The organism is Pacificibacter sp. AS14, assembly GCF_038899935.1.
GTDB lineage: Bacteria > Pseudomonadota > Alphaproteobacteria > Rhodobacterales > Rhodobacteraceae > Celeribacter.
Window position 1 is genome coordinate 1 of the sequence record NZ_JBBMQI010000014.1, and the last position, 22,739, is coordinate 22,739.

A 22,739-nucleotide genomic window follows, 5' to 3' on the forward strand; every position below is an offset into this window, starting at 1 on the left:
AAGGCCGCGTGAAACCAACCAGATTACATCTTAGCTGAGCCGCAAACCTGTCCTAAAAAGCAGGACCACTTCACTTCTCAGCCTCAAAAATTAACGTGACAACACCGGTTGAGCGCAACGTGACCTAGAAAATCTGCGCCGTTCAGGCAGCTCTTTCGGTGACGAAAGTGTTTCACAGACTGAACGCGTCCCCCTGAGATTGGCGATATTCCATCCAAGATTCGGTGAGATATCTTTTGCAAATATTTTCATAACGCATGATAATTGCTTATTTTTTGCGCAACATTGCATTGAGTTGTTTAACGGCGTCTAAAAAAAATGCTATTTGCAGGGACCACGCGCAATGACGAGCATAATTCTCGTCGGCGGCTTGACCTTTGATCCTCGAAAGATGGCAATGAAGGTACAGCAATGTCAGACCAGCTGACACATAAATATGTCTCACTTGAAGTACAGATGACAACAAGGAGTATCTCGGATGCGTTTTAGGACCCTGATCTTAGGGGCTGCCTGTGCGGTAGGAGTTGCGTTTTCTCCGCTCACAGCAATAGCACAAAACCTCGTTTATCTTGTTCAACCCGAGCCGCCGTCGCTGGCGTCATTTCTGTCGACGTCCGGGCCAATTGGCCTTGTCGCCCCAAAGATTTATGATGGCCTTTTTGAATACGATAACGATCTGAAAATCGTGCCGTCACTGGCTGAGAGCTATGACATAAGCGAGGACGGAAAGACAATCACGTTCAAGTTGCGCGAAGGTGTGACGTGGCATGACGGCAAGCCCTTCACATCGGCGGACGTGGCTTTCACAGTTATGGAGGTGTTGAAGCAAACCCACCCGCGCGGTCCGAATACATTCCGCGAAGTGGAATCGATTGATACGCCCGACGACTATACCGCCGTGTTCAACCTTGCAAATCCGGCCCCCTACATGTTGCGGGCTTTGTCGTCCTATGAAAGCCCGATGGTGCCGAAGCATTTGCTGGAAGGAACTGACCTGCGCAGCTCCGATCTGGCGACCAATCCGGTCGGCACCGGCCCCTTCAAATTCACCGAGTGGAAAAAGGGCCAGTACATTCGGATGGATAAATACGAAGGCTATTGGAAAGAGGGCTACCCGAAAATTGAGCGGCTGGTCGCGCGCTTTATACCTGATGCCTCGACCCGTACTGCTGCGCTGGAAAACGGTGAAGTGATGTATGGCGCCTATGGGGCGATCCCCAATATTGACGCTGTGCGACTGCGCGAAATGGATGGCTTTTCGGTCACCACTGATGGTTACTCCATGATCAACCCAATGGCGCTGATTGAGTTCAACACAACTAAGCCTCCTTTCGACAATCCGGCCATGCGTCGGGCGGTTTCGCTTGTGATGGACCGCCAGTTCCTGATCGACAACATCTGGTTTGGCTATGGCAAACCCGCCACTTCGGCGCTGTCTTCGAACTTCGACAAGGTCGGTCTGTATAAGGCAGGTCTGCCCAACTATCCGGCCTCCGGCGATCTGGAAGCTGCGATCAAAGAACTCGACGATGCAGGGATCATGCCAAATGCGGAAGGTGTGCGTGCAAGCATCACGTTGGACCTGATCCCCTACGGCGAAGACTGGCGTCGGGCGGGTGAGTATATGAAGCAAGCCATGAAGCCGCTCGGCATCGAGGTTGAGCTGCGCTATGAAGACGTACCGACGTGGCTGAACCGCATCTACGCGGATTATGATTTCGAGATGAACGTCAATTTCTTCTATCAGTTGCCTGATCCGGTGCTGGGCGTTCACCGTCATTACGGAACTGATCAGATCCGTCAGGGTACGCATTTCGTGAACGCCTCGCGCTATTCCAACCCCGAACTTGACGTCCTTCTTGCTGCGGGTGCTCAGGAACCTGATGCGGCCAAACGCGCTGAAATCTATGGTGAAATCCAATCCATTCTCGCCACTGATATGCCCGTGGCCAATCTGTTCGAGATGGAATTCCTGACCGTTTACAACGACAAGCTATCAGGCCACGCAAATTCCGCTTTGGGGGCCTACGGCTCGTTCGATCAGGCCACCGTATCCGAATGATCTCGGTGCGCTTCGTCCGCGCATTGTAAAAAACGCACTGGCTCGCACAGGGCCGGTGCTATCCACCAAGGGGGTCACGCCTATATGGAAAGTTCAAAACGGCGCACGCGCTATGTGCTCAAGCGCCTTTTGCAGGCCATTCCGATTGTTCTCGCGATCATCGTCCTCAACTTCTTTCTGTTGCAAATGGCCGAAGGCGATGCGGTTGACGTTCTGGCAGGTGAGGCCGGATCCGCAACACCCGAATATATGGCCGAGCTGCGCGAGAAATTCGGGCTCGACCAACCGCTTATTATACAGCTTGGTGTCTATCTGAAAAATGTTGTGTCCCTTGATCTGGGATACTCATTCCGCCACGACATGCCGGTCAGCCAGCTTGTGATAGACCGCTTCATGCCGACATTGTTGCTGATGACATCGACAATTCTGCTCGCGGTGGGCTTTGGCATTGTGCTTGGACTTATCGCCGCATCCGGGCTTAACACTTGGCGCGATACGGTGATTTCGATCTTTGCGCTGATCACCTACGCGACCCCCCTGTTCTGGGTTGGCCTTATGCTGATCGTGGTCTTTTCGCTTAAACTTGGATGGTTCCCAACCTCGGGGATGGAGAATTTTTCGATGTTTTACCACGGCTGGGAACGGGTCGTCGACATCGCCCAGCACCTTGTCTTGCCCACCATAACACTGTCGCTGTTTTACCTCGCACTTTACACGCGCCTTATGCGTGCCTCCATGCTGGAACAGGCGGGCCAGGACTACGTCGTCACTGCGCGCGCCAAAGGACTGACCGAGCGGCGTATCGTTTTTGTTCACGTCTTGCGCAACGCGTTGTTGCCTGTCGTCACAATGGCAGGCGTGCAGGTGGGTGCCTTGATTGGCGGGTCGGTCATCGTCGAATCCGTCTTCGCATGGCCGGGGCTCGGCATGCTCGCGTTTGAGGCGCTTTTCGCCCGCGATCTCAATCTGTTGCTGGGAATTTTCCTGCTGTCCGCCTTGCTAGTTGTTGCGGTCAATCTGGTCGTGGATATCATTTATTCAACGCTTGATCCGCGTATCGAGATGGCTTGACCGATGGAATTTTGGAAACTCTTCGCACGCAACCGATCTGCCGTCATGGGTATGGTTATTCTCGTCTCAATTCTTTTGATGGCAATATCCGCGCCCCTGTTTTTCCCGGCTGATCCGTTCAGTCTGGTCGGGCAGTCAATGTCGCCTCCGGGCCAGAACGGGTTCCTTTTGGGCAGCGATTCTTTGGGCCGCGATGTGGCGGCAGGCATCGCGCACGGCGCGAAAACATCGTTGCTGATCGGATTGCTCGCCACGCTGGTCGCCGTCTTTGTCGGCGTTATTATGGGCGCGCTTGCGGGATATTATGGAGGCCTCGTTGACAACCTGCTGATGCGCACGACCGAGATGTTTCAAACCATCCCTTCGTTTTTGTTCGCCATCCTTCTCGTCGCGATCATGAAACCCTCGATCAACAGTATCGTCATCGCCATTGCCGTCGTCTCGTGGCCTGCTGTGGCACGTCTTGTGCGCGGAGAGTTTCTGAGTCTGCGAAACCGCGAATTTGTGCAGGCCTGCCACACACTTGGCATGGGTGATATTCGTATTATGCTGGGAGAAATCCTGCCGAACTGCCTGTCACCGATCATTGTGATCGGCTCGCTTATGGTGGCATCGGCCATCCTTATTGAAAGCGGGTTGGCCTTTCTGGGCTTGGGCGATCCCAATATCATGAGTTGGGGCTTCCAGATCGGGGCCGGGCGGACGTTGCTGCGATCCGCGTGGTGGGTCTGCACCTTTCCGGGCATCGCCATCCTGCTGACTGTTCTGGCCATCAATCTTGTCGGCGAAGGCCTCAATGATGCGCTCAACCCCCGACTGAGGGAGCACTCATGACCCGGTTGCTTGAGATCAAAGATCTACATGTCGGTTTGCCTGCCGGTGGGCAAAGAAAATTCGCTGTCGAAGCCACAAACCTGCATTTGGACGCAAATGAAATTCTGTGCGTGGTTGGCGAATCCGGCTCGGGCAAGTCACTGACGGCACGTGCCATCATGGGGCTGTTGCCAAAGCCGCATGTTCACATCGCCAAAGGTCAGGTCAATTTCCTAGGTGAAGACCTTGCCGCCGCCAGTGAGGCCCGCTTGCGCAAAATCCGCGGCTCTGAAATTTCGATGATCTTTCAGGAACCGATGACGGCGCTTAACCCCGTCATGACCATCGGAAACCAGATAGATGAGGTCTTTCGGTTTCATAAAAAGATGCCTGGCACCGAACGCCGCAGCCGCGCCTTGGAGCTCCTCCATGATGTGCAGTTGCCTGAGCCGGAGCAGGCGCTTGCCGCCTATCCCCACCAATTGTCAGGCGGGCAGCGCCAGCGGGCGATGATCGCCATGGCCTTGGCGCTTGATCCGAAAATCCTGATCGCGGATGAGCCGACGACAGCGCTTGATGTGACGACACAGGCGCAAGTGCTGCGGCTGATCAAGCAAATGCAGAAGACGCACGGCACCGGAGTTGTGTTCATCACCCATGACTTTGGCGTTGTCGCTGACATTGCCGATCGGGTCGCCGTGATGCAGAACGGTCTGGTTGTCGAAACAGGCACCACGGACGAAGTGCTGCGCAAGCCAACCCACCCCTATACGCAGGCTTTGATGGCGGCAGTGCCCAGCCTTCTTCCACGGGCAGCGCGGCCCCGCTCTGACAAAACGGTGTTGCGGGTCAATGGCCTTACCAAGACCTACAGCGGCGGCGGCGGGCTGTTTGGCGGCAAGGCACGCGTCGTGCATGCGGCCAAAGAAGTCACCTTTGATCTGACGCGCGGTGAGACATTGGGCATCGTGGGCGAATCCGGTTCGGGCAAGTCGACCGTCGCGCGCTGCATTGTTCGCCTGAACGATGCCGAGGCCGGGGAGATTTTGCTGGGAGACGCGGATTTGCGCCCTCTGGGTCGTGCGGCCATGCGCCCGCACCGCGCACAGATCCAGATGGTGTTCCAAGATCCCTTCGCCTCGTTGAACCCACGTTCCAAGGTGGGGCGGATCATCGCGCAAGGCCCGGAATTGTATGGCGCGAGCCGGAGTGAGGCCCGCGACAGAGCGCTGGAGCTGTTGCGCATCGTCGGGCTGGACGACCGCGCCTATGATCGCTTTCCGCATGAGTTTTCGGGTGGCCAGCGTCAGCGGATTGGGATCGCACGGGCGTTGGCGCTGGAACCGAAAATCCTTGTCGCAGACGAACCTGTTTCGGCATTGGATGTCTCCATTCAGGCGCAGATTCTAAATCTGTTGGAAGAAATCCGGGATCGTATGAACCTGTCGATGATCTTTATCACGCATGACTTGCGGGTCGCCGCACAAGTCTGCGACCGGATCGCAGTCATGCAGCGCGGTGAAGTCGTGGAAATCGGCCCAACGGCTGAGCTTTTCGCCAATCCGCAGCACCCCTATACGGCCGAGTTGCTGGCCGCCGTGCCCGGCAAAGGTTGGTTTTCCGCTGAGAACAAGTCCTTGCCCCAAACCTCATAGTCCCAAGACGCGTGCGACGATCTGATTGAACAACGCGGGCGCTTCCAAATGGGCGGCATGGGCACAACCGGGCAGAACGCATAGATTGCAGTCTGGAACGCCTCGCCAAATCGCTTCCGGCTGGCTGCCTTGGAAAGGGTGCCCTGCTGCGTTGCAGATATCGTTGTGACGACAGAAAACAATCAATTTTTGCGGGCGACTGGCATTCCAATCCATTGCCATTGCGACATAAATAAGGAAATACTTAACGCCTAGGCAAAAGGATAAGCACCGTGATGACAGACGCAAAAGATCTCCCACTGTTGGGCTATGTTGACCGTCTCTCGGCGCGCCCGGGTGACCAGTTGAACTTCAAGGTCTCCAGCATCTCTTCCGAACCGTTTAGGGCGCGCCTGACGCGCTCCATCAGTGCCGACCCCAATCCCGAGGGGCCGGGCGTGGTAGAGGAAGATGCCTCGCAATATTTCATGCCAGCGCAGTTCACGTCAGTGCATCGACCTTTCGCGGCTGGATCTTATGGGATCGCGCAGGCCAGCATTGATGCACAACCAACGTCCGAAATCGTTATGTCGGCGCGCATATATCCGACGTTGCGCAGCGCGCAGGTGCAAACAATTCTAAGCATCGGGCGGATTGATTTGAGGCTTGATGCGCAAGGCACCGTCGCGCTTGCCATCGACGGACGCGTCATTCGCTTGGACGAGGCTGTGTCCCTGCGGCGCTGGTACGCCGTTGAGGCGCGCATCACACTGGATAGCATTGTCGTTTCGCAAAGCCCGCTCGGGCATCAGGTGAGCGCAGCCAGTGATGTCACCGATGAAGGTGCAGGTGATCTGACCGTCCGCGGTCGCCCCACAATTGGTGCGCATTTGATTGACGCTACCCCGGCGCAACATTTCAACGGCAAAATCGAGGCGCCAAAATTAACAACCGACGGCACGGTTGTCTGCCAGTGGAACTTTTCTCATAACATTTCAAGTAACACCGTACCCGCGCAAGCCGGACCTGATCTGGATCTGATCAATTACCCCGCGCGCGGGGTAACCGGGTCTGCATGGGACGGATCAGAGATGAACTGGACCCACAAACCCGACCACTACACGGCGATCCATTTCCATCAGGACGACATCTATGATTTCGGATGGGATACGGATTTCTCCTTTACTGTGCCTGCCGACATCCCGTCCGGTGTGTACATCATGCGGATAAGCTGTGACGGCCACGAAGATGCGATCCCCTTCTTTGTCTGTCCCCCCTTGGGCAAGCCAACGGCCACGTTATGCGTGCTGGTGTCAACCTTTACCTACGCCATCTATGGCAACCATGCGCGGCCTGATTACAAGCCATCTTGGCAGGACAAAATCCGCGACTGGGGGTCTTACCCCTACAATCCGGCCGCGCACCCGCACTACGGGTTATCGACCTACAATTATCACGCGGATGGATCGGGAATTTGCCACGCCTCGCACAAACGCCCCCTATTCAACCTCAGACCCGGCTATTTTACATTTGGGGATACGGATTGCTCGGGCTTGCGGCATTTTCCGGCTGATATGCACCTGATCGCCTGGTTGCATGCCAAAAACATCGACTACGATATCGTCACCGACCGGGAATTGCACGATGATGGCGTCGCTGCCATTTCGGGATATGCTGCCGTCACCACAGGCTCCCACCCAGAATACCACACGCGTGAAACGCTGGATGCCTTGCGCAATTATCGCGATTCCGGCGGCAATCTGCTCTATCTGGGTGGAAATGGGTTTTATTGGCGTGTCGCGGTTCATCCCGAACAGGGTGATATGCTCGAAATTCGCCGGGCTGAGGATGGAATTCGCGCATGGGCCGCCGAGCCGGGTGAGTATTTCAATGCCTTTGACGGTACCTATGGCGGATTGTGGCGGCGCAATGGCCGTGCGCCGCAGGATCTTGTCGGGATTGGATTCACCGCACAGGGAGAATTTTTCAGTGACCCTTATCGTCGGCGGGTCTCTGATCCAGCCTATGATTGGGTTTTTGAAGGCGTTGAGGGCCCGCTTATCGGTGATTTCGGGTATTCAGGGAACGGAGCTGCTGGGTTTGAACTTGATCATATGGATTACCGGTTGGGAACGCCTGAAAATGCTGTTCTGCTGGCGCAATCCGTAACGCGCGAAAATGGCTTCATGCTGGTTCCCGAAGAACAGCTGACCCATCTGACAAATCTAACAGGGGGCAGCACAAAGGACGCGATGCACGCGGACATGGTCCTTATTGATTATCCCGGCGGCGGATCGGTTTTCGCAACAGGATCAATCACGTTCTGCGGTAGTCTGCCGTGGAATAATTTTCAAAACAACGTGTCCCAGTTGCTCCAAAATATCATGACACATGTGTTGCATACAAAATAGCCGAGACTGATGGGGTGGATGCGGTGCTGTCAGACAAATTCGAACCTGTCTCAGTTTGCCGCAATAGACACAAAAGACAGATAAATGTTTAAATCCTAAAGACTTCTCCCAACCCACTTTGATCGCAGTCAACGGTGTGGAACTGGAAGTCTTTGAAGCCGGAAAAGAAAGCGCTGGAAAACCGATCGTGCTGTGTCACGGCTGGCCAGAGCATGCCTTTTCATGGCGGTATCAAATGCCAGCGCTCGCGGCCGCTGGCTATCATGTCATTGTCCCCAATCAACGAGCTGTTGAAACTTCTCGGTTCACCCCGTTCAATCGGGGTCACCAATTCATGGCAGTGCAAGAAGCTCTCGGAATGCTTTGCAAAGGTCATGTGTGTTCTTAGATCGGGGTCACGTCTGTATTCTCTAGACCATTTTGATCACATCGCGGGGTACAGACAGCATATAGCCTTTGCGGGCGATGTTTTTGACCAAGAGCTCGCTCATCATCTGATTGCCCAAAGTGTCGCGCAGACGTTTTATCCGTGTGGCACCCGCAGCTTCGTCACAGTCTGACGCATCACGACCCGATACGACGCCTTCGATTTCGGCGCCGCTGAGCACATCATCATCCATTCGTGCTTCGGCCAGCACGCAAAGCGTTTCTATCGCGGCACCCGTCAGTTTGAATTCCATGTTGTTCAGGTAGACGGTGTTTTCAGCGCGCGAGATCATCAAGGACGATATCTGAATGCCCTGTTTGTCGATCTGGGACATGCGTTTGTTGAGACCCAAAATGGTGAGCAAAAACACCAAGGACGCCACGAGCAGAGCGGTGGCGAACAGCATCAACACAAAGATCACCACACGGTAACTGGTCAGCGTATCCGAGAAGGCTGTGCCCGATTGCGCGAGGATTTCCAGCAGTTTGATTTCTGCACTTGAGGTCAGGTTGTTGTTCTCAACAAAGATCGCTTCCACCCGTGCGTTGAACGCATTGGCATCAGGCAGATTGGCGAACAACAGCCCCGCGGCGATCAGCAAAATTAACACAATCGCGACAATGCCGATGGACAACACGCGCCCTGATTTAGACCCGTCAGTAACGGAGGAAATAGGCTCCAGCACTTTCTTTCTTCCCTTGCAATGCGGCTTCATCGACAAAGCCGACAACCGACAACAATACCCAACCATCCGCCGCAAGGCGTGGTGTTAATGCAGCCTGTGCTGCGGACTTGTCGCACTGGGCGTCAAGCACTTCAGCGATACCGTAATGCAGTTTCAATGGGTTGTCCCGCTTTGCTTTATATTCTGCGTAGCACGCTGCATTGGCGCTCAAGGGTAGCAGCGCCAATGCGAGTGCAGCGGCAATAAGGCGGGGGTTTATATATGTGTGTGTCATGGACAAACCTTGCCCAATTGGCGATTGTTATTCAATATCAAAGCCACCAATGCGCATCGATAGCCAATAACAATTCGCTGATATTGAGCGGCAAAGTCCAATGCCCCCATTCCTGTTTCATCGACATCCCGCCAGTCACCCCAAGTGACAGTGCGGGTCCCATAACAGGAAGGACTCAACATGACGACGCAGACCAAAACATCCACACGACGCATTCCGAAATTCGCCGCAGGTCTTGTGGCGCTTTCTATGGCTGTCACCGCGACATATGCCACGCCAGCACGCGCTGATGATGCAGATGTCGCTCGTGCAATCGGTGGCTTGCTCACCCTGTTTGTTATCAGCAAAGCGATTGAGAACTCAGGATCGAAATCAAATCCACCTGTCACGGTCACACGCAAGGTTACGGTCGAAGATAACAGCAAGGACAAAGACCGTGACCGCCGCACGGCGCGCAAAGACACGTTTGAAATTCCGAACACTTGCGTTGTTTCTGTGAGTGACAAACGTAAGCGGATTCAATCTGTTGCTTTGGAAAGCTGTGTGATGCTCGACCGCCACTCTGCCGTCGCTTTGCCGCGTGCCTGCGAAACCAAAGTGAGCACAAAACGCGGTCGTGCAGACGCCTATGATGTGGGTTGCCTGAACAACTTTGGCTACCGCGTCACACGTTCAAACGATGGCAAAGGCGGCCACGCTTTGCGCTAACCCGAAATAGCATACGCGCGTTTCATGTCCCCATGTGCCGCGTTACCTTGGCGGGTGGTCTATGCGTTCCACCCGTCCTTTTTCTTTTAAATCTCCTTGCCCTGATGGGCCGCATGAGGTTTCACAAACGCATGACAGTATATACACCAGATTTTTCATTCGAAGCAGCCGCGACGCAGCGTGGTTATTCCCGTATTGTTGGCGTGGACGAAGTGGGCCGTGGGCCGCTGGCTGGCCCTGTTGTCGCCGCTGCTGTTTGGCTTGATCCAAACCAAATCCCCGACGGCATGAACGATTCCAAAAAACTGACCGCCAAACGGCGCGAGGCTTTGTACGATCAAATCCTTGCTGTGTCTGATGTGTCTATCGGGTCTTGTTCGGTGGAGGAGATTGACGAGATCAATATCCTGCAAGCGTCCTTGCGTGCGATGGAGCGCGCTGTTGCAGGGCTGAAAACCCAGTCAGATTACGTCTTAGTTGACGGTAATAAAATCCCTGCTGCCTTTGGGTTGAGTGCCGAGGCGATTATCAAAGGTGATGCGCGCAGTTTATCGATTTCCGCGGCCTCAATTGTGGCGAAAACATGGCGCGATAGATTGATGGTGGATTTGGCGCAACAGTACCCCGGTTATGGATGGGAGAAGAACGCAGGTTACGGCACCAAATTGCACATGGACGGCTTGGCCAAATTTGGGGTGACCCCACACCATAGACGTTCGTTCAAACCTATACACAACATGTTGTAGCAAGCTTTTTTCTAACACATTGATTCAATAAAGAAATTGACCTCGAATCACCTTTGACTCATTTTAGTACTCACAAAACGACACCAAAAATGGTGCGACTGTATCGCTCGAGAGGGCGTTTCTGTGAGGCAGAACATGACGAAAAATACACGCAAGGAAGCACCTGTGCTTCCGCTCAATACAATTATGTCTGGTGATTGCATCGAAGCAATGAACAGTCTTCCCGAAGAATCTGTAGATCTGATCTTCGCGGACCCGCCCTACAACCTGCAATTGCGCGGCGATTTGCATCGCCCTGACAATTCCAAGGTCGACGCGGTGGATGACGATTGGGACCAATTCGACAGCTTTAAAGTTTACGACGACTTCACCCGTGCGTGGCTCAAAGCCGCCCGCCGCATTCTAAAACCGAATGGCGCGATCTGGGTGATTGGTTCTTACCACAACGTGTTCCGCCTTGGCGCTGAACTTCAAAACCAAGGTTACTGGCTTTTGAACGATGTTGTGTGGCGCAAGTCCAACCCAATGCCAAACTTCCGCGGCAAACGGTTCACCAATGCGCATGAGACATTGATCTGGGCCTCAAAAGGCGAGGGCGCGAAATACACCTTCAACTATGACGCTCTCAAAGCGCTCAACGAGGGCATTCAAATGCGCTCTGATTGGGTTCTGCCCATTTGCAATGGCGGCGAACGCCTTAAAGACGAAGATGGCGAAAAAGCGCATCCAACGCAAAAACCACAAAGCTTGCTTCACCGCTTGTTGATCGCAACGACCAACCCTGGTGATGTTGTGCTCGACCCGTTCTTTGGCACAGGCACCACTGGCGCCGTTGCGAAAATGCTAGGCCGTGATTACATCGGCATCGAGCGCGAAGAAAAGTACCGTAAAGTTGCCGAAAAGCGCATCAACGCGATCCGCAAGTTCGACACAGATGCTTTGACTGTCACGGCATCCAAACGTGCAGAACCACGTGTGCCGTTTGGCCAATTGGTTGAGCGCGGCATGCTGCGCCCAGGAGAGCAGTTGATGTCCATGAACGGTCGTCACAAAGCCAAAGTGCGCGCTGACGGCACGCTTATCGGCAATGACATCAAAGGGTCAATCCACCAAGTCGGGGCGCATCTTGAAGGCGCGCCAAGCTGCAATGGTTGGACCTATTGGACCTATCAGCGTGAAGGCAAAAACGTGCCCATTGATTTGCTACGTCAGCAAATCCGCGCAGAGATGAACTGATCTCTACCTTTTTTAACGAACATCAAGAGCGCCCTTTGCCTGCATGACCGCTGGCAAAGGATCAAAAGTCCATCCGCCCACACCTTTGGACGGCCCATTTGGATGCGCATGCATCACAGTTTACCGCCTGATGCCAGTGGTCTGACTTCCACGGCATCACCTTGCCCCGCCTTATGGCGGGGCCTTTTTCGTCTTCATAAAGCGGTGATTTGGGACTGACCGCTAAAGACGGGGTAGAGGATTGGTCCCGTGTTTATAGGGCTCCCAATCTTCAAACGTCGCCATGTCAGGATAGTATTGTTTGCGCCACGCTTTCACGCGCGGGTTCATGATGCGCCGCCACCACGGTGGCACCATGGCTGCAAATGTCATCACCGGATAGCCGTATGGCAATTGTGGCGCGTCCTCTTCGGAATAGTTTTGCAACAATGGAAACCGACGGTCTGGCTTGTAGTGATGATCCGAATGCCGTTGTAGATTGATCAACAACCAATTGGTCGCCATCTGCGCCGCGTTCCAGCTGTGATGGGGTTTGACGTGCTCATATTTGCCATCGCCCAAGTGGCGACGGGTCAGCCCGTAGTGTTCAACGTAGTTCGTCAGCTCAAGCTGCCAAATCGCAATAAAAGCCTGCCAGATGAACAGGCAAAATCCCATCGTACCGCCCAGCAGTACTGCCAAAATCAAGGCGCTGAGTTGCAAGACCCAATAGCGAAAATGCGGGTTGCGCGGATGAAACGCAGACAGGCCGCGACGCGCCAGCAAGGCTTTTTCAGCCTCCCAAGCGGATACAGGCCCTTCGCGCAACACGCGGCGAAAGAAGTGGTGAAAGCCTTCGTTATAAAGCGCTGTCACCGCATCGCGCCGCGTGCCCACATGTTTGTGATGCACCAAAAGATGCTCGGTGCGAAAATGCGAATAGAGCACAGAAGCCAGCAGTAAATCCCCCAGCCAGCGTTCAACCCGATTGCGTTGATGCAAAAGCTCATGCGCATAGACGATGCCGATGGTGCCCGATGACACCCCAAGGCTAAAGAATAACACGATCACTTCGGTCATGGTCAGATGATCCGTATGGGTCACAAAATAGATCAGCCCATAGATCATCACAAACTGGATCGGGAACCAGATCATCGTGATCAATCGATACAAAGCCAGCTCAGATGTGTCGGTCTCTGGATCGGGGTTTTCTTTGTTCATGCCCAAAAGGCGGTCCAAGATCGAAAACAAATACCACGCATAAAGCGGCACCAAAAACGTGAGCCATCCGCCATATGCAGCCCCCAGCACCAGCAAGGGAACGACGCCTAGAGACAGCCAAAAGGGCAAGGCATTTCGAGTGCTAATGGTGGACATGTTCATCGGGGTAGGTCCTTAAAATATGCGTCTTGGCGGAGGGTATTGATCATTGGCTAAAATGAGGTTGCGCCACATCAAACACCTTTCGCATAACGGTTGGCAAATCCGAAGGTTGAAATTCATTTGCGCCCAACGCGAGCAGCGCCTCTGGCGGGTTTTCCACGACAGGCACCACCATCACGCGCAAGAACAGATGAAAATGCGTGAATGTATGTTTGATCTCGCCGACCTCTGACCAATCAGCCACAAAGGGCGGGGCGTCTTGGGCAGTCTCATCCCAAGGCGACCCCGGCCAGCCGAGCATCCCGCCAAGCAATCCCTTATCGGCGCGCCGTTCCATCACCCAAGCGCCAGAAGCGGTTTGCGATACATAGGCGAAACCTTTGCGGGTAGGTTTCACGGGTTTGGGCACCTTCTTGGGCAGTTCTGCCGCCGTGCCATTTTTACGCGCCAAACAGGGTGCGGTCCAAGGGCAAATCTCGCATTTCGGTGACTTTGGCGTACACACAGTCGCGCCTAGATCCATGATCGCTTGGGCGTAATCGCCTGCGCGTTTTTTTGGCGTGGTGCGCGTCGCCAGTTCCGTCAGTTGCGGTTTCGACAGGGGGAGCGGTTTGTGGATGTCATGCAGCCGCGACATTACCCGTTCGACGTTTCCGTCCACCACAGTTTCGGGCAAATCAAACGCGATCGAGGCCACGGCCGATGCCGTATAAGGCCCGATGCCCGGTAGCGCCAAAAGCGATTTGCGATCTTGGGGAAAGGTGCCACCATGATCCGCCACAACAGCTCGCGCGCCTTTGAGCAAATTGCGCGCGCGGGCGTAGTACCCAAGACCTGCCCATTCGCCCATAACCTGATCATCGGGGGCTGCTGCAAGGTCTTGCACTGTGGGCCAAAGATGGGTGAAGCGTTCGAAATAGGCTTTCACCGCGGCCACTGTTGTCTGCTGCAACATGATTTCCGACAACCAGATTCGGTAGGGATCAGGGTTAACGCCAGCCGCACGGGCACTGGGGCTGACACGCCATGGCAAATCGCGGGCGTTTTCGTCGTACCAAACCAGCAAAGACTGGGCCAATTCCCCGTGTTTCATAATGTGTTTCACTCCGTCACGTAATCTTTAGCGGCTGTCATCGGGTTTTGTCTGGTATCGCGGGGCCCTCAAGCTAGAATAGAGCTTGAGATTGGATACGCCAGATGCGCAAAGCAAAAGTCACAAAGAAAACGACCCCGATTGCCGCCGCTGTCATTAAGCGACGCAAAAAGGGATTCGAAATGACTTCGGGTCTGTTGCAGTCACGGATTCGCAAAGCGACAGAAACACGCGGGTTTTCTGAAATGCGTCTTTTGACGCATTGGACTGAAATCGTTGGCGAACAAACCGCTGCCATGGCGCGGCCTATAAAAGTCAGCTACGCCAAAGGCGGGTTCGGCGCGACACTGGTGCTTTTGACCACTGGCTCTTATGCGCCGATGTTGCAAGCCGAGCTGCCTAAAATTCAAAATCGCGTCAACGCTGTCTACGGATATAGCGCGATCAGCCGTATCCATATCACGCAAACAGCGCCGACCGGTTTTGCCGAAGGGCGTGTGCAATTTGAACACGTGAAAGAAAAGCCGCGCAGTCAGCCAAGCCCTCAGGTTTTGGCCGAGGCGCAAGAACTGTCCTGCGGGGCACAAGATGAACACCTGCGCCGAGCGCTTGAAAAGCTGGCCAGCAGCTTTCTGCACCGTGCCGATAATACAATAAAAAAGGTAGACCCATGAACAGACGTAATTTTTTGATGACCACTGCCGTAGCTGCTTTGGGCGTTGGCGGCGCTTACCTTTACAACTCACCTGCGCCAGTGACTGATTTTCTTGTGACACCTGCAATCGCACAGGATACAGCAGAGATTGATATCTCAACGGTCAAAGACTTGGTCATGGGCGATGAAAACGCACCGATCGAATTGATCGAATACGCGTCCTACACTTGTCCGCATTGCGCGAACTTCCACACGACTGTGTTCAAGCAGCTCAAAGAAAATTATATCGACACGGGCAAAGTGAAATTCGTCTACCGTGAAGTGTATTTCGACAAATACGGTTTGTGGGCGGCGATGGTTGCGCGCTGTGGTGGTGATCTGCGCTACTTCGGTATCAACGCAATGTTGTACGAACAGCAAAGCGAATGGCTCGCTGGCGGCAAAGATGCGATGGAAATCGTTGAAAACCTGCGCACCATCGGCAAAAAAGCCGGTCTGTCTGATGCTGATTTGGACACTTGCATGAATGATGGCGCTATGGCGCAGGCCATGGTTGCCAAGTTCGAAGCAGAAGTGGCGGAATACGATGTGTCTGGCACGCCAACGCTGATTATCAATGGCGAAAAGAATTCGAACATGTCCTACGCGGATCTGTCCGAAAAACTTGATGACATTCTAAAGGGCTAAGGCTCAGGTGATCCCGATTTGCGCCAATAAAGCGTCGATCAGGGCCTCATCTTGGATGGTCATACGCACAGGCAAGGTAAGCACCTTCATTTGAAAGGCGCGGGGCAAACGCACCGCGTCTTTTTCCGTTGTGACCAGCTGTGCATCCAGCGTCGCGGCCTCGATTTCAAGCCGTTTCATCAAAGCGAGGGGCAGGGGTTGATGATCGCGCAAAGCCTCTTTGCGGATCAGCGTCGCGCCCAAGCCCTCCAACGTCGCAAAAAACTTTTCGGGATGACCTATGCCCGCAAAAGCCAAAGCCCGTAGACCATTCCAGTCCATGCCTGTCTCTAAAGGGGCAAGCCGCGCGCGCACTTGCGGCAGTGAAATATGAGTCCCCCATGTGGCATCAAAACGGGATTGTGCGGCTGCGTCACCGATGGAAATCACGATATCCCCTCGCTTTAGACCCACATCAACAGGTTCACGCAATGGTCCTGCAGGCATCACGCGCCCGTTGCCAAAGCCGCGATGAGCATCGACCACAACATACGTCGCATCCTTGATCACCGACGGATTTTGCATCCCGTCATCTAACAAAATAACATCCGCGCCATCCGCTTCGGCAGCTTTGACACCAAGCGCGCGGTCTTTGGCGACCCAGACAGGGGCAAAGGCTGCAATCAAAAGCGGCTCGTCACCAACGTCATCGGCTGAATGCGTCCGTTCCACGACGCGCACGGGGCCCGCCAGTTTGCCACCATAGCCACGCGACACCACCTGAACGATCTTGCCCATGGACTGCAGCTTTTGCACAAGCGCGATCACTGTGGGTGTTTTCCCCGTACCGCCTGCGTTGATATTGCCGATACAAATCACAGGGACCGAGGCCTTGTAGCCTGTCTTCGACACACGCCGCGCTGTGGCATTTGCATAAACCTGCGCTAAAGGGGATAGCAGCCGTGACTGCCAGCCTGGATGATTGGGCGCATTAGACCAAAACGACGGAGGGGTCATGCCAGCATCTCTTCACGCGTGTCCAAAATATCCTGAATCAAAGCGGCAACGCGATCTGTCATTTCCGCCCCCGTTGAACAGACGTCCCAAGCGGCACTGGCCATCAAGGCTGCGCTGTCAGGGGCCAATAGTTCGTTGATTGCATCGCCCAAACTGGTGCCGCATTTGACCACGCGTGTGGCCTTTTCTGCGCGAAACCGTTTATATCCGCTGGTGTACTTTGACACATGCGGCCCGTGCACAATCGCAGAGCCAAAGATTGCTGCAGGGTAGGGGTCGATCCCGCCACCGTGGGTGATAGATTGGCCTAAGAATGACACTGGCGCGAGTCTATACCACAGGCCGTCCTCGCCGCCGGCACTGACGATCAATACCTGAATAGGCTCTGAAATCTTTGCATTATTGGCGCGCGACACGGCTTTTAGTCCTTGACCGGCACAGTGTGTTTCGATCAATGGAATCATGTCCGGGTCTTGGGTTGAAACGATCAACAGCAAACGGTGGGCGCGGCGCAACGCTGCTTTGTGTGCGCGCATGACGACGCTTATTTCGCCTGTGGCAATTTGCGCCGCGAACCAAACGGGACGGGTGCCAATCTCGTTCGATAGCGTTTCCAATTCGGCTTCATCGAACTGAGGCACCTTTGCGCCCTCTTCCATATACCCAAGCACTTCGATGTTCTCGGCGCTGAGGCCCGCGCGGCGCCATGAAATCGACTGACTCACGTTGGCTGCGAAAACATGTTCGAACAACCTTAACGTTGCATTGCGCAATCCAGGAATGATCTGTGAAATCGCGAGCGTGTTCAGGCTGTTCGGGGCATCGATGGACATGGACGGAATGCCGCGCAGTTGCGCTTGTTCGATCAAGGCGGGGCGAAAACCGCCACCGACCCATATCAGGCAATCAGGATCCCAATGGCTGAGAAAACGGCGAATAATGGACAAGCGTTCTTCGGGCGCTTGTGTCATGAACAGTCCCTCGGGCAATCCCTCAGGTGCGGGCGCGATAAAGGTGGCGGTCAGGATGCCGTGCAAATCGGGTTCGTTTTCGTGCAACCGGCGAAACAGCTCTAAGCAAGCGGGTATCGCGCGCGGTGTCCCCGCGGTCATCCAAATGAGACGGCCCTTGGGGCGATCTGGTAGGCCAAACGCAAGACGTTGGTCTCGCGCGGCATCGGTGATGGCGCGCGATTGGACCATTTGGTCAAGCAGCTTCACGACGGACGCTTCTGCGCGAGACGAGAACGCTGAATATGCGATCAAGGAAAGAGATCTGGCCATGCGGCCTAAGCCTTAGCTGTTTGTGTCTTGGGTTGAAGGGGCCGCAACCTTAACATCACGCAAGCTACTCAAATCCGCGATGAAATATCGCATATGTGCGTTGTCCACGGTGCGCTGGGCTTCTGCTTTCCATGCAGAATGTGCGGAAGGATAATCTGGGAAAATGCCGACAACATGAATGTCGTCTACGTTTCGGAAAGTCGTTGTCGATGGGTCAACCAATTCGCCACCAAAGACCAAATGCAAGCGTTGTGTCATTTTTCTCTCCGTTTGAGGATCTAAACCGCACCCTAGTGGAATGCGGTCTATGGTCAAGCTAAGGGATGCTTTCGCTTAAAGATTAGGCTTTATTATTTTTTTGCCAAAAAAAAGGGCGTTAACTGTTGTCCTTTGCTTATGGCTGAGCACATCATTAGACATGTCAATGACGCCAAACATAGCAACGAAACTTATCGTCTTCACCGACCTCGATGGCACTTTGCTTGATCACGATACCTATAGTTGGTCTCCAGCCGAGCCTGCTTTGGACGAGATGAAATCGCGCGGTGTGCCGCTGGTTTTGGCCAGTTCTAAAACTGCGTTTGAACTTGTTGCGTTGCGTAAAGAGCTGGGGTTTGAACACTGTCCAGCGATCGTGGAAAACGGCGCAGGATTGCTGCCTGCCTATGAGGAACCAGATGATAACGCGCAGCAACACGCACAGATTTTGAAGGCTCTGTCCGAGCTGCCGTCTGCGTTGCGCGCAAAGTATGAAGGCTTTTCAGATTGGAGCGCTGCGGAGTGTGCCGAGAAAACGGGATTGCCTTTGGCACAAGCAATGAGCGCGCGGCAACGTCAGTTTTCAGAGCCGGGCCTTTGGTCTGGCACGCAAGAACAATTGCAAGATTTCGAGACAAAACTGGCTGAAAAAGGCATTTCTGCGCGCCAAGGGGGGCGCTATTTGACCCTGTCGTTTGGCGCGACCAAGGCTGATTGGATGTCCAGAATTTTGGATGATTTCGACCCTAAACCAAAGACAATGGCCTTGGGCGATGCGCCCAATGACGTTGAAATGATTGTAGAAGCAGATTTTGGTGTCATTATCAAAAATACACATGGCGCTGGTATTGCTCGACTGGATGAAACCGTCGAGGCATCGATTGTCAGAACAATACAGTCCGGCCCAACGGGCTGGAACATAGAGGTTCAAGCGCGCCTCAAACAGATATATGAAGAAGAGGAATAGAGTATGGCTGATTTTCACCAAGGTGGGCATGTCGCTACGCTGCACAATCTTCGCGTTCATCAACCGGAAGCATTGGTCAGTGAGCTTGAGGCCTTTGCCGCCTCGCGCAAAATAACGTTGATTTTGCCGTCGCTGTTTTCCGAGCTCGAGGGCGAAGCGTTGCCCGATATCATTGACGAGTTGAATAAGGTTAACTTTATCCACCGGATTGTCATTGGTCTGGATCGCGCCAACGAAGAACAATACCGCTATGCGTTGAAATTCTTTTCCAAGCTCAAGGCCGACCACGTCGTGTTGTGGAATGACGGGCCGCGTTTGAGTGCTGTGGATCAAAAACTGCAAGAGCTGAAACTGTCGCCAAGCGAACCCGGCAAAGGGCGCAATGTTTGGTTCTGTATGGGCTACACGATTGCCCAAGCCGACAGCGCCGTGGTCGCGGTGCATGACTGTGATGTGCTGACCTATACTGCCGATATGCTGGCGCGTTTGGTCTATCCTGTGACCAATCCGCGGTTCCCTTATCAGATGTCAAAGGGCTTCTATCCACGGGTTGCAGACGGCAAGTTGAACGGGCGTGTCTCGCGCCTTTTGGTGACGCCGATCTTGAGCGCTATGGCTAAGGTTTTGGGCCCGCGAGAGTATTTGGATTTCATTTCCGATTTCCGCTACCCCTTGGCGGGTGAGTTCGCGATGCGCACGTCTATCTTGCCAGATATGCGTATTCCGTCGGATTGGGGTTTGGAAATCGGTCTGTTGTCAGAGGCTTGGCGCAACCTTTCACCACGCTCTGTTTGCCAAGTTGAAATTTCGGATCGCTATGATCACAAGCACCAAGTGCTGTCCGAAGAAGATGCCTCACAAGGTCTGTCGCGCATGTCTGTCGATATTTGCAAAGCGCTGTACCGCAAGTTGGCCGCCGATGGCACGGTGTTTTCCGAAGAAATTTTTCGCTCGATCAAGGCTACATATTTCCGCGATGCGCTGGATCTGATCGAGACTTATTTCAACGATGCACAAATGAATGGTCTGCACGTCGACCGCCATGTCGAGGAAAAAACGGTCGAGCTGTTTGCCTCAAATATCATGCGCGCGGGGCAGGTGTTTTTGGACAACCCGATGGAGACGCCGTTCATCCCCAACTGGTCGCGCGTCCATGCGGCGGATCCTGATATCACCACGTCGATGTTGGATGGTGTTGCGCAGGACATGAAAGACTACGGTCCCGAATAAGGCTTAGGGTTTCATAAGGTTTACGAAGCGGGCGCAAGTCGTCCCGCGATGCGGTCAGCCAATATCGGGTTGGCCGCAATAAACCCATCAAAGGCGGGCGTCTGTTTGTTGAATTTTGGCGCCTTGCCGTGACGGTCTGTCACCTTCGCGCCGGCCTCATTGGCGATCAACGTACCTGCTGCGACATCCCATTCCCAAGTGTTATGCAGGGCAAGCATGGCGTCATAACGGCCTTCGCCTACAAGCGACATGCGGTAAGCCAAAGATGATCGAAACTTGCGGGCAAAATCAGGACAGCCATCAATCCAAAATTCGGGCAACAGATTGCGCCCTGTTGTCAAAAGGCGAGCGCCAGTGAGATCTTGATGTGGGCTGACCTGCAATGGTTCGCCGTTCAGGGTCGCACCCAGACCTTTTTGCGCAGCATACAGACGTTTGCGCATCGGCAAATAAACCACCGCGGCAATCACTTCACCATGTTCAACAACGGCCAAAGAATGCGCCCAATTGTGGTCGCCTTCAATAAAGCTGCGGGTGCCATCAATCGGATCGATGATGAACACGCGGTCTTTGGATAATCTTGCGTCTGTGTCTTGGGTTTCCTCAGACAGCCAACCGTAATCAGGGCGCGCGCCCAACAGCTTGACGTGCAACATTTTGTCGACCGCCAAATCAGCTTCGGTCACAGGGCCAGCACCGTCTTCTTTGTCCCAAGTCCTTGGGTGTTTGCGCCAAAAGGGGCGCGCGATATCGCCAGCGGCCTCGGCTGCCTCGATCAAAAGGGCAAGATCATCATGCGCCTGCAATGGTCATACCTTCCACCAACAAAGATGGCACAACGCGGCTGAGATGTGTGCGTGCGTCGTTTGCGGGAATGATGCTTTTCAACATATCGCGCAGATTGCCCGCGATGGTGCATTCATTCACGGGATAGGTGATCTCGCCGTTTTCGACCCAAAACCCCGAGGCGCCACGTGAATAATCGCCGGTGGTGGGATTGATCGAAGAGCCAATCATCGAGGTGACCAAAAGCCCTGTGCCCATGTCTTTGAGCAATGCGTCACGCGACTGATTGCCCTGGGTTAGAGACACATTTGTGGGCGACGGTGACGGCGGAGAACTGACCCCGCGTGAGGCATTCGACGTGCTGGTCAGGCCAAGCTGACGCGCTGTCGCCAAGTCCATGGTCCAGCCCATCAAGACACCGTTTTCAACGATGGCGCGCTCGGCAGTTGGCAGGCCTTCGGCATCAAACAGGCGCGACCCAGAGGTGCGCTTGCGATGCGGCTGTTCGGTGACGCTCAGGTTTTTTGGCAAAACCAGTTCCCCCAAACCATCGCGCAGCCAGCTTGACCCACGTGCAATGGCACCGCCGTTGACCGCAGCCAAAAGGTGGCCGATCAAAGTGGATGAAATACGCTCGTCAAAGAGCACCGGAAAGGATCCGGTCTTTGGTTTGCGCGCGCCAACGCGGGCCAATGTGTTCTGCGCCGCACGCAGTCCGATCTCTTCCGCGCTCATCAAATCCGATTGAAAAATCCGACTGTCGCCAAAATAATCGCGTTCCATATTAGACCCAGTGCCGGCAATCGCGACACAGCTGAGGGCACGATCAGAACGCTCATACCCGCCTTCAAATCCGTTGCTCATGGCGATGTGAATCTGCCGACGCCCATATGCGGCCGACGCCGATTGCACCTGCGAAATCCCGTCACAGCCCAAAGCGGCAGCCTCAGTACGGCGTGCGTCGTCTTCCAATTCTGCCGCTGGTGGCTCATCCGTAGGATCAAACATTTCCAGCGTGCTGCAGTCGCGATTGGTGGCCAGCTGGCTTGCATCCGCAAGACCAATATAGGGATCATCCGGTGACAGCTTTGCCATAGCAACAGCGCGCTCTGCGATGGTTTGGATGGTCTCATCGCGCACGTCAGAAGCCGACACACAGGCTTGCTTTTGCCCGATCAGCACCCGCAGCCCGATGTCCACGCCTTCAGAACGCTCGGCATGTTCAAGCGCTCCGCCTCGCACGTCAATCGACACGGATGTGCCCGTGACGGCGATGGCGTCGGCCGCCTCCGCGCCGTTGGCTTTCGCGGCTTTCAATAGGGCAGCGGTCAGCTGAGACAGATCTTTATGCATGG

General features: G+C 54.4%; 23 protein-coding genes. 13 read left to right on the forward strand and 10 right to left on the reverse strand.

The features are described 5' to 3' along the window. Positions 1-478: 478 nt before the first annotated feature. The 6 genes from WNY38_RS12965 to WNY38_RS12990 all read left to right on the forward strand — a co-directional run bounded on the left by WNY38_RS12965 (position 479) and on the right by WNY38_RS12990 (position 8,379). Entirely contained in the window at positions 479-2,062 is a 1,584-nt protein-coding gene (locus WNY38_RS12965) for an ABC transporter substrate-binding protein (RefSeq protein ID WP_342857768.1), read from the forward strand. 84 nt (positions 2,063-2,146) lie between these two features. Next, positions 2,147-3,133 carry an ABC transporter permease gene (locus tag WNY38_RS12970; protein WP_342857769.1) on the forward strand — a complete coding sequence of 329 codons (987 nt, stop codon included), beginning with the start codon at positions 2,147-2,149 and terminating at the stop codon, positions 3,131-3,133. A gap of 3 nt (positions 3,134-3,136) precedes the next feature. After that, on the forward strand, positions 3,137-3,967 hold the full coding sequence (locus WNY38_RS12975; RefSeq protein ID WP_342857770.1) for an ABC transporter permease: 831 nt from the start codon (positions 3,137-3,139) through the stop codon (positions 3,965-3,967). Beyond that, the gene (locus WNY38_RS12980) at positions 3,964-5,601 is read left to right on the forward strand and encodes an ABC transporter ATP-binding protein (protein ID WP_342857771.1); all 1,638 of its coding nucleotides are present in this window, start codon (positions 3,964-3,966) and stop codon (positions 5,599-5,601) included. The genes WNY38_RS12975 and WNY38_RS12980 overlap by 4 nt, the downstream gene beginning before the upstream one ends. Before the next feature lie 275 nt (positions 5,602-5,876). Then, positions 5,877-7,991: a N,N-dimethylformamidase beta subunit family domain-containing protein gene (locus tag WNY38_RS12985; RefSeq protein ID WP_342857772.1), complete on the forward strand. Its 2,115-nt coding sequence runs from the start codon at positions 5,877-5,879 to the stop codon at positions 7,989-7,991. 187 nt (positions 7,992-8,178) lie between these two features. Beyond that, positions 8,179-8,379, forward strand: coding sequence for an alpha/beta fold hydrolase (locus WNY38_RS12990; protein WP_342857856.1), 201 nt, complete (start codon positions 8,179-8,181; stop codon positions 8,377-8,379). 22 nt (positions 8,380-8,401) lie between these two features. On the opposite strand, the gene WNY38_RS12995 is transcribed toward WNY38_RS12990, so the two are convergent. The 3 genes from WNY38_RS12995 to WNY38_RS13005 are packed head-to-tail and all read right to left on the reverse strand — an operon-like array spanning position 8,402 to position 9,540. Then, entirely contained in the window at positions 8,402-9,103 is a 702-nt protein-coding gene (locus tag WNY38_RS12995) for a hypothetical protein (RefSeq protein ID WP_342857773.1), read from the reverse strand. Continuing rightward, positions 9,075-9,377, reverse strand: a complete 303-nt coding sequence (locus tag WNY38_RS13000; RefSeq protein WP_342857774.1) for a hypothetical protein — start codon at positions 9,375-9,377, stop codon at positions 9,075-9,077. Before WNY38_RS13000 ends, WNY38_RS12995 begins: the two co-directional genes overlap by 29 nt. A gap of 37 nt (positions 9,378-9,414) precedes the next feature. Then, positions 9,415-9,540 (reverse strand): hypothetical protein, encoded by a 126-nt coding sequence (locus WNY38_RS13005; protein ID WP_342857775.1) that lies wholly within the window; start codon positions 9,538-9,540, stop codon positions 9,415-9,417. A gap of 17 nt (positions 9,541-9,557) precedes the next feature. On the opposite strand from WNY38_RS13005, the gene WNY38_RS13010 reads away from it, so the two are divergent. The 3 genes from WNY38_RS13010 (at position 9,558) to WNY38_RS13020 (ending at position 12,067) form a co-directional block, all read left to right on the forward strand. Next, complete coding sequence (locus tag WNY38_RS13010) at positions 9,558-10,085, forward strand: hypothetical protein (RefSeq protein ID WP_342857776.1); 528 nt, start codon at positions 9,558-9,560, stop codon at positions 10,083-10,085. A 131-nt stretch (positions 10,086-10,216) separates the two neighbouring features. Next, the gene (locus tag WNY38_RS13015; RefSeq protein ID WP_342857777.1) at positions 10,217-10,831 is read left to right on the forward strand and encodes a ribonuclease HII; all 615 of its coding nucleotides are present in this window, start codon (positions 10,217-10,219) and stop codon (positions 10,829-10,831) included. A 135-nt stretch (positions 10,832-10,966) separates the two neighbouring features. Continuing rightward, entirely contained in the window at positions 10,967-12,067 is a 1,101-nt protein-coding gene (locus tag WNY38_RS13020) for a site-specific DNA-methyltransferase (protein ID WP_342857778.1), read from the forward strand. Between the two features lie 222 nt (positions 12,068-12,289). Here WNY38_RS13020 and WNY38_RS13025 read toward each other — a convergent pair whose 3' ends face one another. Together WNY38_RS13025 and mutY are read right to left on the reverse strand one after the other, a co-directional pair. Next, positions 12,290-13,429 carry an alkane 1-monooxygenase gene (locus WNY38_RS13025; protein ID WP_342857779.1) on the reverse strand — a complete coding sequence of 380 codons (1,140 nt, stop codon included), beginning with the start codon at positions 13,427-13,429 and terminating at the stop codon, positions 12,290-12,292. Between the two features lie 43 nt (positions 13,430-13,472). Beyond that, a complete protein-coding gene (gene mutY, locus WNY38_RS13030) occupies positions 13,473-14,522 on the reverse strand; it encodes an A/G-specific adenine glycosylase (RefSeq protein ID WP_342857781.1) in 1,050 nt (349 codons plus the stop codon). A 104-nt stretch (positions 14,523-14,626) separates the two neighbouring features. On the opposite strand from mutY, the gene WNY38_RS13035 reads away from it, so the two are divergent. Beyond that, positions 14,627-15,196: a DciA family protein gene (locus WNY38_RS13035; RefSeq protein WP_342857782.1), complete on the forward strand. Its 570-nt coding sequence runs from the start codon at positions 14,627-14,629 to the stop codon at positions 15,194-15,196. Next, complete coding sequence (locus WNY38_RS13040; RefSeq protein ID WP_342857783.1) at positions 15,193-15,864, forward strand: DsbA family protein; 672 nt, start codon at positions 15,193-15,195, stop codon at positions 15,862-15,864. The genes WNY38_RS13035 and WNY38_RS13040 overlap by 4 nt, the downstream gene beginning before the upstream one ends. Positions 15,865-15,867: 3 nt before the next feature. Here WNY38_RS13040 and lpxK read toward each other — a convergent pair whose 3' ends face one another. Genes lpxK through WNY38_RS13055 form a run of 3 tightly spaced genes read right to left on the reverse strand, consistent with a single transcriptional unit; the run spans position 15,868 to position 18,401 of the window. After that, positions 15,868-16,860 carry a tetraacyldisaccharide 4'-kinase gene (gene lpxK / locus WNY38_RS13045; protein ID WP_342857784.1) on the reverse strand — a complete coding sequence of 331 codons (993 nt, stop codon included), beginning with the start codon at positions 16,858-16,860 and terminating at the stop codon, positions 15,868-15,870. Then, positions 16,857-18,143, reverse strand: coding sequence for a glycosyltransferase N-terminal domain-containing protein (locus WNY38_RS13050; RefSeq protein WP_342857785.1), 1,287 nt, complete (start codon positions 18,141-18,143; stop codon positions 16,857-16,859). The genes lpxK and WNY38_RS13050 overlap by 4 nt, the downstream gene beginning before the upstream one ends. 12 nt (positions 18,144-18,155) lie before the next feature. After that, on the reverse strand, positions 18,156-18,401 hold the full coding sequence (locus WNY38_RS13055) for a DUF4170 domain-containing protein (RefSeq protein WP_342857786.1): 246 nt from the start codon (positions 18,399-18,401) through the stop codon (positions 18,156-18,158). 166 nt (positions 18,402-18,567) lie between these two features. Here WNY38_RS13055 and WNY38_RS13060 point away from each other — a divergent pair, with 166 nt between their 5' ends. Both WNY38_RS13060 and WNY38_RS13065 read left to right on the forward strand, forming a co-directional pair. Continuing rightward, the gene (locus tag WNY38_RS13060) at positions 18,568-19,368 is read left to right on the forward strand and encodes an HAD-IIB family hydrolase (protein ID WP_342857787.1); all 801 of its coding nucleotides are present in this window, start codon (positions 18,568-18,570) and stop codon (positions 19,366-19,368) included. 3 nt (positions 19,369-19,371) lie between these two features. After that, a complete protein-coding gene (locus WNY38_RS13065) occupies positions 19,372-20,598 on the forward strand; it encodes a glycosyl transferase (RefSeq protein ID WP_342857788.1) in 1,227 nt (408 codons plus the stop codon). Between the two features lie 20 nt (positions 20,599-20,618). Here the strand turns inward: WNY38_RS13065 and WNY38_RS13070 are convergent, their stop codons facing one another. Together WNY38_RS13070 and WNY38_RS13075 are read right to left on the reverse strand one after the other, a co-directional pair. Then, entirely contained in the window at positions 20,619-21,404 is a 786-nt protein-coding gene (locus WNY38_RS13070; protein WP_342857789.1) for a 3'(2'),5'-bisphosphate nucleotidase CysQ, read from the reverse strand. Continuing rightward, the gene (locus tag WNY38_RS13075; RefSeq protein ID WP_342857790.1) at positions 21,391-22,737 is read right to left on the reverse strand and encodes a metallopeptidase TldD-related protein; all 1,347 of its coding nucleotides are present in this window, start codon (positions 22,735-22,737) and stop codon (positions 21,391-21,393) included. Before WNY38_RS13075 ends, WNY38_RS13070 begins: the two co-directional genes overlap by 14 nt. Between the last annotated feature and the right edge of the window lie 2 nt (positions 22,738-22,739).